The sequence below is a fragment of the Streptomyces sp. NPDC086549 genome (genome assembly GCF_044746205.1).
GTDB lineage: Bacteria > Actinomycetota > Actinomycetes > Streptomycetales > Streptomycetaceae > Streptomyces.
Genome location: NZ_JBIVBS010000001.1, coordinates 911,545 through 926,922 on the forward strand (window position 1 = coordinate 911,545; position 15,378 = coordinate 926,922).

A 15,378-nucleotide genomic window follows, 5' to 3' on the forward strand; every position below is an offset into this window, starting at 1 on the left:
CGCACACAGGGCCCACCGGCCGGGACCACCCTGACGACCGGGTGCGGTGGCCGTTCACAGCGGGTCCCTCAAGTCGGCACCGGGGTCAAGACCGCTCCTGACTCGGGATCAGATACCGCTCTGCCGCCCGCTCACGTCGCGAGGAGCATGTAGGTGTTTTCGAGTTCGTCCTGCACGACGTGCGCCTCTCCGGCCACCGGTCGCATGAGCAGGTCCTTGCCGGGCGTGTCGACCTGGTATCGCCATCCCTGGGGGAGGTCCAGCCGCTCGCCGAGGCGGGCGAGGGAATCCATCGTCTGGCCGTCGTCCACGATGTGGGAGTAGGCCTGCATGACGTAGGTCCTGCCGTCCGGGGTGAGCAGGCTGTGCACGGGCCTGCCGGCCAGGTACCGGTACTCGGTGTCCCGCTCCACCACGACGTCGGCATAGGACTTCTTCCCGGTGCCGTGCGCCAGGTCGATTCCCGCGGGGATGCGCACCTTGGCGACCCGTCTGGCCTCGATGTCACCGAACCTGGCGGTCTCGCCGACGTCGAATGCGCGAAGCTCGTCGAACAGCCAGAAGCGGGGGCCGTTGAGATAGACCGCCGGCACCCCGAACTGCCGGGCCAGGGACTGGGCGTCCAGGGCTCTCCACTGCTCGACAGGGCAGTCGTTGAGGCCGATGGTGTTGTAGACGGCGGCTTCCAGACCGCCGTCCTCACCCGGGGAGATGAGGAGGATCTCTCCGTACCGGGCATCGCGCAGATCGCCGCGATGAGCGGCCGTCGGAGTCGTCCGGGACATCACTGGTCCTTTGTTGCGTTCTCGATTATTCTGGCATGCAGGCACAACTTCGCCTCTACGAGTATCGCCCGACAGCACCCGGAATCCCGGGCTCGCCGCGAAGTCACTTTTCGAATGCCGACCTTGGCCCGGCCGGGCTAATTCGCGCCCCCTCCTCATGCATTACCTCTCAAAGAGTCGCCTTTTCCTTGATTAGCGTGTCGGACAACGCCGGCATGATCGCCCTTGTTACTGTGCGCCTCGCGGAAATCATCACAAAAGATCGAATCGCGCCGGCTGGCGGTCGAGAGGAAACGGACCATGAACGACTTTTCCCGTCGCGGACTGCTCAAGGCGACGGCAGCCGCCGGCGCCGGCGCTGTCGTCGTCCCGGGCATTACGGCTGTAGAGGCCCCGGGCGCGAGTGCCGCGGTCGAAGGACCCGAGCACGGGAAATGCCCGCCGGCGGAGCTGACCGGCCGCATCGTCCGGCCCGACGATCCTGGGTACACGAAAGACCGCCTCGGCTGGGACCAGCTCTTCTCCCACTATCCGCTGGTCATCGTCTTCGCCCAGAACACCCAGGACGTGGTCAACGCCCTGACGTGGGCGCGGCAGAACGACGTCGCGGTGCGGGTGCGGAGCGGCCGCCACAGCCTTGAGGGCTGGTCGAACGTGGACAACGGCCTCGTGATCGACATCAGCGAGCTGAAGTCGGTCCACATCGACAGCAACGCTCGTATCGCGACAGTCGGCTCCGGGCTCAACCAGCAGGAAGCCGTGACCACGCTCGCCAAGCAGAACTTCGCGGTGACCACCGGAACGGAGGGCAGCGTAGGCCTGTCCGGTGCCACGCTCGGCGGCGGATTCGGCTTCCTCACCCGCTGGCTCGGCATGGCCTGCGACAGCCTGGTGGGGGCCGAGATCGTCGTCCCGTCGGGTGGCGAGTGCGCCAAGGCGATCCAGGCGGACCTGCGCAACAACTCGGACCTGCTCTGGGCGCTCCGTGGGGCAGGGAACGGCAACTTCGGGATCGTCACGTCACTGACCTACAAACTGGCTCCGCTGAAGAGCGTCGCTTATCTGCAGGCGACGTGGACGGGCATCGAGGACCTCGCTGCCATCTTCGAGGCGTATCAGCGTACGGCACCATTCCTCGACGACCGCCTCGGAACCCAGCTCGAGATCCACAGAAACCAAATCCTCCTGTTCGGGGTGCTCGCCGAAGGAACGCCGGAAGAGGCGAAGCAGTTGCTGGACCCGATCCTGTCGATCGACAGCCCCGACGTCATGACTCAGGTCGGTAACTGGGGCGACGTATACACGGACTTCCAGATTCCGAGCAAGCTCGAACCCGCGAACTGGAAGTTCTTCTCGCAGTTCACCAGAAAGCCGTTCCCAGGTGATGCGATCGGCCTGGTCCGCACGTTCATCGAGAAGGCCCCGACGGATGACAGCAACTTCTTCGTCCAGGCTTTCGGCGGGAACGTCAGGAAGAGCCCCCGTGGCGGCACTGCCTTCCCGCACCGCGACGCGCTCTTCTACTCCGAGCCGGGCGTCGGCTGGGGGACTCGTTCGGACCAGCCAGGCGTCTGCGACCCGCTCACCTCGCAGTGCCAGGCCTGGATCGCCGAGTTCAGCCAGGCGCTGCGGCCCTACGTGAACGGCGCCTACGTCAACGTGCCGAACATCGCGCAGCAGGACTGGGAAACCGCCTACTGGGCAGACAACTTCGACCGGCTCCGCAAGATCAAGGCGAAGTACGACCCCGACAACGTCTTCCAGTACGAGCAGAGCGTCCGGCCCGCGTCCCGCTGACCGAGCCGCTGAGCCCCCCTCCCGGGACCGGGAGGGGGGCTCAGTCGGTCGCGCGGTCGCGCACAAGCCTGCCCGCTCAGGCGAAGTGCCGGATGCGCGCGGCCGTCGCGGGCGCGTACGGCAGCCAGTCGTGCACCGATCCCGTCGTGACGAAGTCGGCGACCGCGCTCGCGAAGGCGCGCCCCAGAGCGCGCTGGGCGTCCGCGGGCCTGCCCAGCATCGGGCTGTCCGGGTACGCGTCGAAGGTGTTGAAGAGGAAAGGCAGTTCGCCGCAGTGGGTGGCGCCCAGGGAGTGCTCGTCCTCGGCCGGCTGGTAGTCGAACTGGTAGACGTAAGTCGTATTGCCGCCGGCCGCGTGGTGGTCGGCGATCTCCAGCGCGCCGTCGCGGAACAGCTCATCGGTCTGCACCGCGGTGAAGATCTGCGCCGGCGTCGCCTGCGGAAGCCGGGCGGCCTGCCGGTGGTAGACCTCGTGGGCCCGTCCGCCTATCTGGCCGGTCAGGACGTCCAGCGCGCCGGCGGTGGTGAGGTTCTGGATGCGCGGGTCGAAGGCGAAGAAGGCCGTCGCCTCGTCCCGGGTGGTGCCGATCAGCAGAGCCTTGCCCTCCAGGGCGCCGGCCGCGAGTGCCCGCTGCCAGGCCCGGGGAACACCAGGGCCGCCGAGCACCGGATACATCGGCGGGGCGGCGTTGCCCTGACGCGCGAGTCGCCCCGCGAGCCGGCCGTAGGCGGCCAGCAGCTGCTCAACGGGCAGTGCCCGCAGGGCCTTTGCGGCGTCGGCAGCACCGGGCACGCCGAGCAGCCGCAGGTACGCCTCGGCGTTCTCGGCCGCGTTCTGCGGGTCCTGCGGCCGCAGGCCGAAGGGGCCGCTTTCCAGCAGCACCCGGTCGACGAGTCCCGTTGTCCGCGGATCGAGGGCCAGCGACAGGGCCGAGTACGCTCCGGCCGACTGCCCGCCGACCGTCACGCTGCGCGGGTCGCCGCCGAACGAGGCGATGTTGTCCCGCACCCAGTGCAGCACGGCGGCCTGGTCCTGGGCGCCGAGGTTGGCGGCACCGATCTCCGGCAGGTACAGATAACCCAGCGGTCCCACCCGGTAGTTCGCGGTCACCACCACCATGTCGCCCAGTGCCGCCAGACGACCCCCGTCGTACCAGTCCCATCCGCCGGAGCCGCTGGTGAAGCCGCCCCCGTGCCACCAGACCAGGACCGGGCGGGGCGCCCCGCCATCGAGCGCCCGCAGCGGACTGAAGACGTTGACGGTCAGGCAACCGTCCTCGTTCCAGTCCGGCGTGCGGTGGCCCATCACCTGCTCCAGCCGGGAGGCCGCCTGCGGCACAGCCGGTCCGGCCTGCTCCGCCTCCCTCACCCCCAGCCATCCGGGGTGCGGCTGCGGCGGCGCGAAACGCAGTTCACCGACCGGCGACGCAGCGTAGGGGATTCCCCGGAAGGAGATCGCCTCACCCTCCGCGACCCCCCTGACCTTGCCCCGGTCCGTGTCCTCTGAATGAAACAGACAGCCGGATCGCGGCCGCGATGCTGGCCGCCCCGCGCGCCTCGTGGCGCACGGTCGGCCACGTCCTGGGCATCTCGGAGCGCACCGTGGTGCGCCGTGCCGCACCGCTGTTCCACGACGGAACGCTGCGTGCCACAGCCGTGCGCAACCCCGCGTGCTTCCCCGATCTGATTCCGCTGGCCCTGCGCATCCGGTGCCGGCCCAACCGGATCAGCGCCATCGCCGCCACCCTGGCCCGCCGCCCCGACACCGTCTGGGTGGACGTCCTCGGCGGCGGCGACGAAATCTGCACCATCCTGTTCCTGGACGGACCGGACGCACGCAACAACCTGCTGCTGCGCGACCTCCCCGCCACCCCCGCGGTCCAGTCGTGGACCTCTCACGTTCTCCTGCGGGTCTTCCCGGCCGCCTTCGACTGGAGCGGCGGCCTGCTCTCGGAAGCCGAGCTGACCGGCCTACGGCCCGGCATGCCTGCGGCCCCCACCCGCCCCGCCTTCCTCCCCGTCGACGACCAGTTGATCGCCGCGCTGGTCGAGGACGGGCGAGCCTCCTACACCGACCTCGCCCGCCGCGCCGACACCACCGCCCTCACCGCCCGCCGCCGGCTGGAGGCACTGGTGGGCGGTCAGGTCCTCCGACTCGCGACCGAAGTCGATCTCGCCCGGCTGGGCATCCGCGCCGAGGCACTCCTGTGGATCACCGTCGCACCCGGTGGGCTGGAGGAGACGGGCCGGCAGCTCAGCCGTCACCCACAGGTCCGTTTCACCTCGGCCACCACCGGCCCGGCCAACCTCCTCGTGGCCGTCGCGGCAGCCGACCTGAACGCGCTCTACCTCTTCCTGAGTGACACGATCGGCGCCCTCAAGCACATCTCCACCATCGAGGTCACCCCCATCCTGACCGGAGTCAAGCGGACCGGTCTGGTCCGTCCGGGCAGCCTCTGAGCCGGCCCGTCCCGGGGTCGGAACCGGGGTCGGAACCGGGGCCACGGGGAGACATGCCTGAGGTGCTGCGGAGCGCCGAGTCCCCCACTCTGGGGACAAGTCCCCCACTCCGGGGATAGGAAGGGGCAACGTCATGCCCAGTACCGGGAGGGTGCCGCCGGAGGGCCTGCTCCGTTCGCGGCGCGGGGACGCCGACGCGGCCCGCCGGCCCGGACGGGCACATCGGCTGGTCACCTCCGCCCGGTCCGCGCACACGCGGGCGGCGACCCGGTTTCCGGTGCTCACCCACCTCGTGGACCGCATGGTGTCGGTGAACATCTTCGACTCCGCCACGCGCCTGGCGGCGCAGTGCTTCCTGACCGCGGTCCCGCTGCTCTTCGTGATCGGGGCGTACGCTCCCCCTCCGGTACGGCACCAGCTCATCACTTCCGTACGTACCGTCTTCGGGGTCACCGGTGCCGCGAACGCCCAGCTCGTACACGCGCTCACTCCCACGACGGGCAGTCTGCGGCAGGCGACCGGCGTGGTGGGCGGACTGATGGTGCTGCTCTCGGCCACCGCGGTCAGCAGGGCGATGCAACGGCTGTGCAAACGGGCCTGGGAGATTCCCCGGGCAGGGACCAGAATCGCCCCCTGGCGCTGGCTGGCCTGGCTCGCACTGTGGCTGGGGGCACTGCTGGTGCAAGGCCCCATGCGCGACGGGTTCGGCGTCGGGGCCTGGCTGGGGATCCCGGTCACACTGCTGGGTCTGACGGGTCTGTGGTGGTGGACCCAGCACCTGCTGCTCGGTGGCCTGATCGGCTGGAAACCCCTGCTGCCCGGCGCGGCGATCACGGCTGTCGCCCTCACCGCGCTGACCGTGACCGCACGGTTGTACCTGCCGCGTGCGCTCAACCACGCCCTCGCCGAGTACGGCCCCCTCGGCTCGGTGTTCATCATGCTGTCGTGGCTGATCGTGGTCTGCGTCGCCGTCGCGATCAGCATCAGCGCGGGCGCCGTCGCGGCCCAGGAACCGCCGCTGGCCCACCGCCTCGGAAGCCCGCTCCCGGTCCGGGACCGGACCGGATGACGGTTACAGGTGCCGGAGTGCGGGCGATGTGAGCGCGGGATACGCTTTTGACGACAAGTTCAGGTTCTCCGGGCGGTTTTACGGACGCCAGTCGCCTTATTCGCGACTTGTTTCCCAAACTTGTTTGCGACTTGTTCGCAACTTGTTCGCGACGGTCAATTCTTTCTGTGGAGACCCGACGAGCGCGGTGCGCCCCCTCGCACTTCACAGGGGTGGGCAACGGCCGAATTCCGTCTCGCGAAGCCTGTCTCACGCTTTGCGCGCCGGAGCAGCGCCGGCTTCCGGGTCCGCAGCTTGCAGTCCCTGTGGAGGTCGGGATGAGAGTTGTCGTTGATCTTTCCCGATGTGAAGGGTATGCGCAGTGCGCGTTCCTGGCTCCGGACGCATTCCGGATGCACGGCGAGGAAGCCCTGATGTACGACCCGAAGCCCGACGACGCCCAGCGCGACCAGGTGCTGCGCGCCGCGGCGGCCTGCCCGGTCCAGGCGATCCTGGTCGACCAGTTGGAGGGACGGGGCGTACCGGCGGAGGCGTCGAAGTCATGACCAGTGCCGACACTTTGCGAGCGTTCAAGCGCGATGGCCGCATCGTGGTCGTAGGGGCGTCACTGGCGGGACTGCGGGCCGCGGAGGCTCTGCGCGGCGAGGGCTTCACCGGATCGTTGACCATGATCGGCGACGAGCTGGGCGAGCCCTACGACCGACCCCCCTTGTCCAAGCAGGTGCTGACCGGGTGGGTGTCCGCCGGGGACACCACGCTGCCACGACGCCGTGACATCAATGCGGAGTGGCTGCTGGGCGTGCCGGCCAGCGGGCTGGACCTCGCGACCAACCACGTCCGGCTCGCCGACGGACGCGAGGTTCCCTTCGACCGGGTGCTGATCTCCACCGGGGTACGGGCCCGGCCGTGGTTCGTGGAGAGCGAGGCGGCCCTGGACGGAGTGTTCGTCGTACGTACCCGCGAGCACGCCGAGAGCCTGCAACGAGCCCTCGCCGCCGGACCCTCCCGCGTACTGGTCATCGGTGCGGGATTCACCGGCTCCGAGATCGCCTCCATCTGCCGGGAGCGGGACATCCCGGTGACCGTCGCCGAACTCGCGCCGGCCCCACTGGTCGGAGCGCTCGGCGCCATGATCGGTGAGATCGCGGCGGACATGCAGCGCGCCCATGGTGTCGACCTGCGGTGTGGCGTCAAGGTCACCCGGCTGGAGGGCGACGCGCAGGGGCACTTCCGCCGTGCCCACTTCGACGACGGCAGCACGATCGACGCCGATGTGGCGGTGGTGGCACTCGGGGGCATCCGCAACACCGAGTGGCTGCGGGGCTCGGGACTGGCGGCGGGTGTCTGGGGAATCGCCTGCGACACGGGCTGCCGCGCCCTCACCCTCGACGGCCTGATCACCGACGACATCTTCGTCGCCGGGGACGTGGCGCGCTGCCCGAATCCGGTCTACGAGTACCGGCTCATCTCGCTGGAGCACTGGGCCAACGCCGTGGAGCAGGCAGAGGTCGCGGCGCACAACATGGTCAGCGGCCAGGCGGACCGCTGGCCGCACCTGTCCATCCCGGTGTTCTGGTCGATCCAGTTCGGCGCCAACATCAAGTCCGTCGGCGTGCCGACCTTCGCCGACGAGGTGGTCGTCACCCAAGGGTCGGTGTCCGACCGCCGTTTCGTCGCCGCGTACGGCTATCGGGGCCGCGTCACCGCGGCGGTGAGCTTCAACAACGCGAAGTGGCTGGACCACTACCGGAAGCTGATCGAGACGGCCGCGCCCTTCCCGCCGCCCTGCCCCACGCCCGACCAGCCAGTCGACATGAAACCGGTGCCCGTCGACTTCCCCGGCCCCACCCTGCTCGCGCGGGGCGCCACAGTGGTCGTCACCGGTCACGACCCTGGTGAGCGGCGGGTCACGGCCGCTCAGTACCACCGGTAGGAGGGAGAGCGAGATGACCACGACCGAGACGCCCGACACGCTGCGCCGGATCCTCGACTACTCCTCCCGGGCCGACCCGTACCCGCTCTACGCCGAACTGCGCGAGACGCCGGTGGCCCGGCAGGAGGACGGCAGCTACGTCATCAGTACCTACCGTGAGCTCACGGACATCCTGCACGACCCGCACCTGAGTTCCGACGTCCGCCATCTGTCGCGTCCGATGCCGCAGGTCGATGCGGAGACCACGCCGGCGTTCATCAACATGGACCCGCCCGAGCACGACCGTCTGCGGCGTATGGCGATGCGTCACTTCGGCCCCCCGCACACCCCGGGGCTGGTGACCGGCATAGAACCCGCTCTGACCGCCACCGTCAGCGGCCTGATCGACGACTTCGCGGGCAAGGAGCAGATCGACATCGTCGACGACTTCGCCTACCCGTTCCCCGTCACGGTGATCTGCCGCCTGCTCGGCGTGCCACGCGAGGACGAACCGAGGTTCCACCTCTGGGTGAACGACATCATCAACTCGATCGACTACGACCCCAGGACCGACCCGAAGGAAAAACTGGACAAGGGCGTACAGGCCCGCAAAGACCTGCGCCAGTACCTCGGCGGGCTGCTGGAGCAACGCCACGGCCGGCCGGGCGACGACCTGTTGACACGGCTGGCCAACGATGACGGGCCGGACGGACGGATGACCGACGCGGAAATCGTCAGCACCGCGAACCTGCTGCTGATCGCCGGCCACGAGACCACCGTCAACCTCATCACCAACGGCATACTGACGCTGCTGCGCCACCCGCAGATGCTGCAGCGACTGCGCGACGAACCGGACCTCGTCGTCCCGCTGGTCGAGGAACTGCTGCGCTACGAGCCGCCCGTGCACATCATTCCCTGGCGGGCGGCGTACAGCGACATCACCGTCGGCGACACCGTCATCCCCAAGGGCTCGCAGATCATGCTCATGCTGGCCTCGGGCAGCCGCGATCCGAACCGTTTCCGCGATCCCGACCGCTTCGACCCCGACCGGACCGACAACCAGCACCTCGGCTTCGGCAGCGGCATCCACCTGTGCTTCGGCGGCCCGCTGGCCCGACGGGAAGCCCAGATCGCGCTGACCGAGCTGGTACGCCGCCTCGACCGCCCCAGGCTGGTCGCCGACCCGCCACCGTACCGGCGAAGCCCCGTTCTTCGGGGTCCGATCCATCTGCACATCGAGCAGAGCGCCGCCTGACCACCCGTCCCGGTCCTGCCCCCCCCGGAGAGGTCAGGCGGCCGAGGGAAGCGCGGCCGACTGGAGCTGCGCGGTGCGGTGCAGGCCCCTGCGATCGTAGAGATGGGTCAGGCCCAGTCCCAGGAGCAGCGAGAACGCGAGCCCCGCGCCGGTCATCGTCCAGGCTCGGGCGAGTCCGGCGTCGAGTCGGCCGCCGAAGTAGAGGATCGACCGGACCCCGTCGAGGACCTGGCGGAACGGTTCGAACTCGGCGAGGAAGCGGTAGAAGGACGGCAGCGCCTGGAGCGGGATGGTGGCACCCGCCGACGGTATGGCGAGGCCGATCAGCACGAGCATCGAGACCAGCGGGCCGGGGGTGCCCAGGACCGCCAGCAGGGCCAGCGCCGTGCAGCCCATCGCCATCGTCACGCAGGCCCCGAAGATCCAGAGCAGCAGCAGGTGCGAGGCGTCGATGCCGATGATCCCGACGGCGGCGCCCATCGCCAGCGCCGAGGTGACCGCGGAGACTCCGGCCATGAGTGCGCAGCCGGCGAGGAAGTGGCGGGTGCGGCTCAGGTGCCGGACGGGCTCGGCACTGCGGAAGGGGCCGAGGTCCTTGGCGACGTAGCCGAGGGCGGTGTCGACCTGCAGGTGGATCACGTTGGCGCCGAGCATGCCGCCGAGCACCAGCACCAGGGTGTAGAAGAAGGAGGTCAGGCCGAAGCCGCCGTGGTCGCCCAGGTGGTACCCCTGGGCGACGACGGCCTTGACCGGGTCCGCGAGCAGCAGCCGCTCGGGGACGCTCGGTGCGGTGACGTGCTTCCCAGCCGCTTCGGCTCGGGCGGCCCGGTGGGCCAGTTGCTGCCCCAGCTTCTTGCCCAGGGCGACCGAGGCGTTGTGTGCGGCCTGACGGTTGACCTGCTCGGCCATGTTCGAGCCGAAGCTGCCGGCCGCGGGGTTGGTGAGGATCTCCAGCGTCGGCTGTGACGGGGAGGCGTTGCCATGGGCCGCGAGCCCCAGCACCGAGCCGGAGAAGTTCTTCGGGACGACCAGCGTCCCGAATGCCTTGCCCCGGCTCATGAGCCGCTCCGCCTCGGCACGGTCCACCTGCTTCCAGGTGACCTTGCCCTTGAGCTGCGGGGCGTGGGTGACCCGCTCGGTGATCTGCGCCCCCAGGTTCATCCGCTTGCCCGCGTGCACGGCCCCCCGGTCGGCGTTGACGACTCGCCCCACCCGCAGGCACTGGCTGCGGGTCTCCAGGAACTCAGTCGTCTCGGCGTCCCCTTCAGCAACGACGACCTGCTCCCCTACGCAAGGCTCGCCGCGTCCATCGCCCGCCTCGACCTGGAACAGCTCGACGGGATCGACACACCGGCACAGCTGGCCGAACGAGCGGCCATCGTGATCCTCCTGCTCGAACCGGTCCTGGCGCTGCTGCGTCGACTCGCCCAGGAGGGCGAACAGCGCCACCGGCGCGCACAGGCTCACCCGGCCTGATCCAACCTGTCCCAGCCCTGTCCCAGCCCTGTCCCGCGGTGGCCGACCGCACCGCGCGGCAGCCGGCAACAAGGCGAGTGATGACCCGGGCGCCGGTCAGCGAGGCAGGTCGAGGGTGACGGCGGTCCCGTGCCCGGTGTTCTCGGCATGCACGGTGCCGTCGTGGGCGGTTGCCACCGCGTGGACGAAGGCGAGCCCCAGTCCGGATCCCTCGCTCGTGCGGCTCGCTTCGGCACGGGCGAAGCGGTCGAACGCCCGGGGCAGGAACTCAGGCGGGAAGCCCGGCCCCTCGTCCGTGACGCACAGCCGCAGCCTGCCCTCATGGACGGCGACCGTGAGGCGGATCGTCCCTCGGCCGTGGCGCAGGGCGTTGTCGACGAGGTTGCCGAGGGCGGGCACGAGCCATCGGTCGTCGACGCCGACGGTTGCGTCCGCCACGTCGACGGTCAGGTCGCGTCCGGCCCGTTCGGCGGTGCGTGCATAGGGTGCGACGGCCGTGTCGACGAGGTCGGTAAGGCGTACAGGGGACCGGGTGATGTGGTCGGTGCTGCCGAGTTCTTCCAGGTCCAGCAGTGCGTTGGAGAGATCGATCAGGCGCTGGACCTCGGCGTCCACGCTGCGCAGTGTCTCGGTGAGCTCCTCGGCCGGGCGGGGGCGGTGCAGCGCGACGTCGACCTCGGCCCGCAGAAGGGACAGCGGGGTGCGCAGCTCATGGCTGGCGTCCGCGACGAACCGGCGCTCGCGGACGGCGGATGCCTCCAAGCGGTCGAGCATGCGGTTGAGGGTGTGGCCGAGGCGGGTGATCTCGTCGTCCCGGTCGGCGGGCACGTCCAGGCGCAGGTTCTGGGCGCCGTCGGCGAGGGTGGCAGCCGCGGTGCGGTAGCGCTCGACGGGGCGCAGGGCGGCGCGGGCGGTGCGGTAGCCGACGTACGAGGCGGCGATCAGGGTCAGTCCGGAGGCGAGGGCGAGCTGGGCGAGGAGTTCACGCAGGGCCTCGTCGCGATGCCCTCGACGAACGGCGGCAACGACGACGCGCGGTGCTCCGCCGACCGTGACGCGCTCGGCCTGGAGGCGCAGCGTGTCCGGGGTGATCGGCAGCAGGGAGCCGACATCACGTCGTACCGCGTGTCCCTGAGCGGCCGAGTCGAGTTCGGCGGAAGTGAGCAGAGCCTTGCGGCCCACGGCGTCTCTGGAACCGAGGACACGACCTCGCACGTCGAGGACCTGGTAGAGGCTGCCGCTGGGGCCCGATGGCAGCGCGGTGCCGGCGCGCAGAGCCCGGTCGAGGCTCTGCTGGTAGGCCGCCAGATCGTCGTGGAGCTGCCGGTCGAGGGCGGTCTGGACCCGCCAGTAGACCAGCCCGGCCGCCCCGGTCAGGACAAGGGACATGGTGACGGCGACGGCCAGGACGAGGCGGGTGACGACGGGCAGCCTTCCGAACCAGGCCCGCAGTCTGCCCGTACCCGCCAGGGTCACGGGGCGGTCTCCAGGCGGTAGCCGCGTCCGCGCAGTGTCGTGATCGTCGTACGGCCGAAGGCGCGGTCGACCTTGGCCCGCAGCTTGGAGACGTGCACGTCGATGGCATTGCTGCGCAGGTCGGTCTCGCCGTCCCAGACCTCGTCGAGCAGGTGCAGCCGGGTCACGACCCGGCCCGCGTTCTCCATCAGCACCCGCAGCACGTCGAACTCCCGCCGGGACAGGTCGAGCTCCGTGTCCGCCCGCCAGGCCCGCTGCTGCTCGGGGTCGAGGACGAGGTCGCCGACCTCGAGGCGGCCGGAGCAGTCGGGGCGGCGCCGGGATATCGCCCGCAGCCGGGCCAGCAGCTCCTCCATGGCGAACGGCTTGACCATGTAGTCGTCGGCGCCGGCGTCCAGCCCGGCCACCCGTTCGCTGATCGCACCGCGCGCGGTGAGCAGGATCACCGGGACGTCGATGCCCTCGCCGCGCAGAGTACGGCACACCTCGACCCCGTCCATGCACGGCAGCATCACGTCCAGGACGACCCCGTCCAGGCGGGGATCACGGGCGGCAGCCAGGCCGGAGGGGCCGTCGTAGCGGCCTTCGGCGGTGTGTCCGGACTCGGTGAGGTAGCGGACGACGAGGTTCGTGAGGCGGGTCTCGTCATCGACGACCAGGTAGTGCATGCCGGCCAGGCTAACCGCCCACGACCCCGGTTCCGGGCGCCCGGAAGGCTTCATGGTCTGTTCATGTGACATCCCTACCGTCCTTCACGTCGCGGCGCACCGCGGGCCGCGACCGGTCCGCCGTCCGATGTGCCGGGACGGAAAGGGACAGTCATGGACGCATCGGTGCTCGCCGCCAAGGGCATCGCCGGCCACATCGCACCCACGGACCTGATCACGCGCGGCGGCCTCGACGTCATCGCCCTGCTGATCCTGGTCGGCTGGCTCTACCGGCGCCGCCCCAGCGCACCGGCGATGCCGCTGGTCCTGGCCGCGCTGAACGTCGGCCTGTTCGCGGCGATGAGCGCGATCAGCGCCGGCAAGTTCCCGACCGGGGTCGGCTTCGGCCTGTTCGGCATCCTCTCCCTCGTCCGCCTGCGCAGCGCGGCGTTCACCCTGCGCGACGTCGCCTATACGTTCGTGGCCCTGGTCATAGCCCTGTGCACCGGACTTCCGCGGCGCGAGAGCTGGCTCGCCATCGCGTTGGACGCGGTCGTACTGGTAGCGGTCCTGCTGGTGGACGATCCCCGCGCTTACCAGCCGCCGACCCGCACGGTGAAACTGACCCTGGACCGCGTCTACGACGACCCCTCCCTGATCGCCCAGGACGTCGCGTTCCGCTTCGGTCAGGCTCCGCTGTCGGTGGTGATCGACGAGGTCGACTACGTCCGTGAGACCACCCGGGTCTCCGCCCGCTATCCCGCCGTACCCGGCGAGCCCGCCACCGCCCAGGACACCGAGCCGCGTGACCAGGTGACCGTCTCATGACGCCGGCTTCCGCCCTCGCGGCCGACCTCGGCCTGTCCGCACTGCGCGGCGCCACGCTCGCCGAGGTCGATGCGGCCGCGGCACTCCAGCACCGCACCGACCGCAAGTACCTGCTCCCCCTCGATCGCGCTCGCCTCCTCGTGGACCGGCTCGCCGACAGCCACCACGTCCTCGACCTGGCCGGCCGACGTACGACGAGCTACCTCAGCACCTACTTCGACACCGAGCGGCTCGGCGCCTGGCGAGCCCACGTCCAGCGACGCCGCCGGCGATGGAAGGTCCGCACTCGCCTGTACGCGGAGGACGGTCTGTGCCGCGTCGAGGTGAAGACGAAGGACGGCCGCGGCGCCACCGTCAAACACGCCCTCAAGGCCCCCACCCACACCTACGGCCGGCTGGACGGCTCCGCAGCCGAGTTCGTCGACGCCGTACTGCGGCAGGCGGACATCCCCGTCTCCACCGCCGCACTGACCCCCGCGGCTGAGGTCCGCTACGTCCGCGCGGCCCTCGCCGACCTGGACCACGGCAGCCGCGTCACGCTCGACGGCCTCCTCACCTGCCACCTGGGCGACCGCACCGCCTCCCTCGATCCCGGACACGTCCTCGTCGAGACAAAGGGAACTGCCCGACCGGCACCGGCCGACCGGCTGCTGCTGCGCCTCGGCGCCCGGTCCGTGTCCCTCAGCAAGTACGTCGTCGGCCAGGCCCTGCTCACCCCAGGACTGCCGGACAACGACGTGCGCCGCCTCGCCCGCAGCCACTTCACCACCGAAGCCACACCCGCACCGCTCACCGAAAGGATCCCTGCCGCATGAATCCCCTGCGCGGCATGAGATGGCCGTACGCCGTCATCGCGCTGCTCGCCGTGGCGGCCACCGCCTTCGGCCTGCTGCGACCGCACCTGGTTCCGACGGCCTCCTCGGGCAAGCAGAAGCTCTCGGCGACCGATCGCATCAAGCAGAACCCGCCCCCGCGCCTCTTCCCGGACGCCGACATCGCGCCGATCGGCGAGCAGGCCGCCACCCAGCGCAAGACGGCCGATGCCCTCTTCTCCCAGTGGAAGAAGGCACACGGCACCACCCGCGACGACAAGGCCTTCGCCGCCTGGGCCGCCCAGCAGATCCCCGCACCGCCCGCCGCCGCCGAGCGCGCCGCCGAACTCCACCAGGTCCAGCAACTCGCCAAGACCCGTACGGCCGCCGGGAAGAAGGCCGCCACCTGGCTGGAGCTCAACGGCAAGAAGGACATCTGGAAGCTCTACCTCCACGACCAGCGCGAACTCCTCCCCGCCCAGCAGGGCGTGGCGGAGAAGACCGAACTCAAGGCCGCCCTGAAACTGGCCAAGACCATCAGCGACCAGGTCGCCGCCCGCGACAAGCTGCCGGCCCCCTTCGTCCTGGACCCGACCCTCCGTCCGGAGAAGCACATCAAGCCCGGTGCCAAGGGCCCCTACTCCTACCCCTCCCGCCACGCCACCCGGGCCGCCGCTGCCGTCACCTTCCTCAGCGCCCTCTCGCCGCACCGGGCCGAGGACTACCGGTGGATGCAGGACGAAGTCCTCTACTCCCGCCTCTACATGGCAGGTCACGTCCGCAGCGACCTCACCGCCGGCACTCTCCTCGGTGACCTCGTCGGCGACTACGAGCTCACCGTCGGCGGCCACTGACTCCTGG

Annotated in this window: 15 protein-coding genes; 10 read left to right on the forward strand and 5 right to left on the reverse strand. The window is 70.2% G+C overall.

Annotation, left to right across the window (positions count from 1 at the left end):
• Positions 1-131: 131 nt before the first annotated feature.
• Positions 132-785 carry a hypothetical protein gene (locus ACIPSA_RS04160; RefSeq protein ID WP_402628501.1) on the reverse strand — a complete coding sequence of 218 codons (654 nt, stop codon included), beginning with the start codon at positions 783-785 and terminating at the stop codon, positions 132-134.
• A 300-nt stretch (positions 786-1,085) separates the two neighbouring features.
• Between ACIPSA_RS04160 and ACIPSA_RS04165 the strand changes: the two genes are divergently transcribed.
• On the forward strand, positions 1,086-2,582 hold the full coding sequence (locus tag ACIPSA_RS04165) for an FAD-binding oxidoreductase (protein ID WP_402628503.1): 1,497 nt from the start codon (positions 1,086-1,088) through the stop codon (positions 2,580-2,582).
• Between the two features lie 76 nt (positions 2,583-2,658).
• Here ACIPSA_RS04165 and ACIPSA_RS04170 read toward each other — a convergent pair whose 3' ends face one another.
• On the reverse strand, positions 2,659-4,098 hold the full coding sequence (locus ACIPSA_RS04170) for a carboxylesterase/lipase family protein (RefSeq protein ID WP_402629474.1): 1,440 nt from the start codon (positions 4,096-4,098) through the stop codon (positions 2,659-2,661).
• 20 nt (positions 4,099-4,118) lie between these two features.
• Between ACIPSA_RS04170 and ACIPSA_RS04175 the strand changes: the two genes are divergently transcribed.
• The 5 genes from ACIPSA_RS04175 to ACIPSA_RS04195 all read left to right on the forward strand — a co-directional run bounded on the left by ACIPSA_RS04175 (position 4,119) and on the right by ACIPSA_RS04195 (position 9,278).
• Complete coding sequence (locus ACIPSA_RS04175) at positions 4,119-5,042, forward strand: Lrp/AsnC ligand binding domain-containing protein (RefSeq protein WP_402628504.1); 924 nt, start codon at positions 4,119-4,121, stop codon at positions 5,040-5,042.
• Positions 5,043-5,175: 133 nt separating this feature from the next.
• Positions 5,176-6,111, forward strand: a complete 936-nt coding sequence (locus ACIPSA_RS04180; RefSeq protein WP_402628506.1) for a hypothetical protein — start codon at positions 5,176-5,178, stop codon at positions 6,109-6,111.
• A 317-nt stretch (positions 6,112-6,428) separates the two neighbouring features.
• Positions 6,429-6,656: a ferredoxin gene (locus ACIPSA_RS04185; protein WP_402628508.1), complete on the forward strand. Its 228-nt coding sequence runs from the start codon at positions 6,429-6,431 to the stop codon at positions 6,654-6,656.
• Positions 6,653-8,044, forward strand: coding sequence for an NAD(P)/FAD-dependent oxidoreductase (locus ACIPSA_RS04190; RefSeq protein ID WP_402628509.1), 1,392 nt, complete (start codon positions 6,653-6,655; stop codon positions 8,042-8,044). Before ACIPSA_RS04185 ends, ACIPSA_RS04190 begins: the two co-directional genes overlap by 4 nt.
• Positions 8,045-8,057: 13 nt before the next feature.
• Positions 8,058-9,278, forward strand: coding sequence for a cytochrome P450 (locus ACIPSA_RS04195; RefSeq protein ID WP_402628511.1), 1,221 nt, complete (start codon positions 8,058-8,060; stop codon positions 9,276-9,278).
• 33 nt (positions 9,279-9,311) lie between these two features.
• Here ACIPSA_RS04195 and ACIPSA_RS04200 read toward each other — a convergent pair whose 3' ends face one another.
• A complete protein-coding gene (locus ACIPSA_RS04200) occupies positions 9,312-10,457 on the reverse strand; it encodes a DUF3533 domain-containing protein (protein ID WP_402628513.1) in 1,146 nt (381 codons plus the stop codon).
• On the opposite strand from ACIPSA_RS04200, the gene ACIPSA_RS04205 reads away from it, so the two are divergent.
• Positions 10,452-10,754 carry a hypothetical protein gene (locus tag ACIPSA_RS04205; protein ID WP_402628514.1) on the forward strand — a complete coding sequence of 101 codons (303 nt, stop codon included), beginning with the start codon at positions 10,452-10,454 and terminating at the stop codon, positions 10,752-10,754. The genes ACIPSA_RS04200 and ACIPSA_RS04205 overlap by 6 nt on opposite strands.
• A 96-nt stretch (positions 10,755-10,850) precedes the next feature.
• On the opposite strand, the gene ACIPSA_RS04210 is transcribed toward ACIPSA_RS04205, so the two are convergent.
• Positions 10,851-12,230 (reverse strand): ATP-binding protein, encoded by a 1,380-nt coding sequence (locus ACIPSA_RS04210; protein WP_402628515.1) that lies wholly within the window; start codon positions 12,228-12,230, stop codon positions 10,851-10,853.
• Positions 12,227-12,898: a response regulator transcription factor gene (locus ACIPSA_RS04215; protein ID WP_402628517.1), complete on the reverse strand. Its 672-nt coding sequence runs from the start codon at positions 12,896-12,898 to the stop codon at positions 12,227-12,229. Before ACIPSA_RS04215 ends, ACIPSA_RS04210 begins: the two co-directional genes overlap by 4 nt.
• 153 nt (positions 12,899-13,051) lie before the next feature.
• Here ACIPSA_RS04215 and ACIPSA_RS04220 point away from each other — a divergent pair, with 153 nt between their 5' ends.
• Genes ACIPSA_RS04220 through ACIPSA_RS04230 form a run of 3 tightly spaced genes read left to right on the forward strand, consistent with a single transcriptional unit; the run spans position 13,052 to position 15,371 of the window.
• Entirely contained in the window at positions 13,052-13,705 is a 654-nt protein-coding gene (locus ACIPSA_RS04220; protein WP_402628519.1) for a DUF4956 domain-containing protein, read from the forward strand.
• Positions 13,702-14,520, forward strand: a complete 819-nt coding sequence (locus ACIPSA_RS04225; protein ID WP_402628520.1) for a VTC domain-containing protein — start codon at positions 13,702-13,704, stop codon at positions 14,518-14,520. The genes ACIPSA_RS04220 and ACIPSA_RS04225 overlap by 4 nt, the downstream gene beginning before the upstream one ends.
• Entirely contained in the window at positions 14,517-15,371 is an 855-nt protein-coding gene (locus ACIPSA_RS04230; protein ID WP_402628522.1) for a phosphatase PAP2 family protein, read from the forward strand. Before ACIPSA_RS04225 ends, ACIPSA_RS04230 begins: the two co-directional genes overlap by 4 nt.
• Positions 15,372-15,378 lie beyond the last annotated feature (7 nt).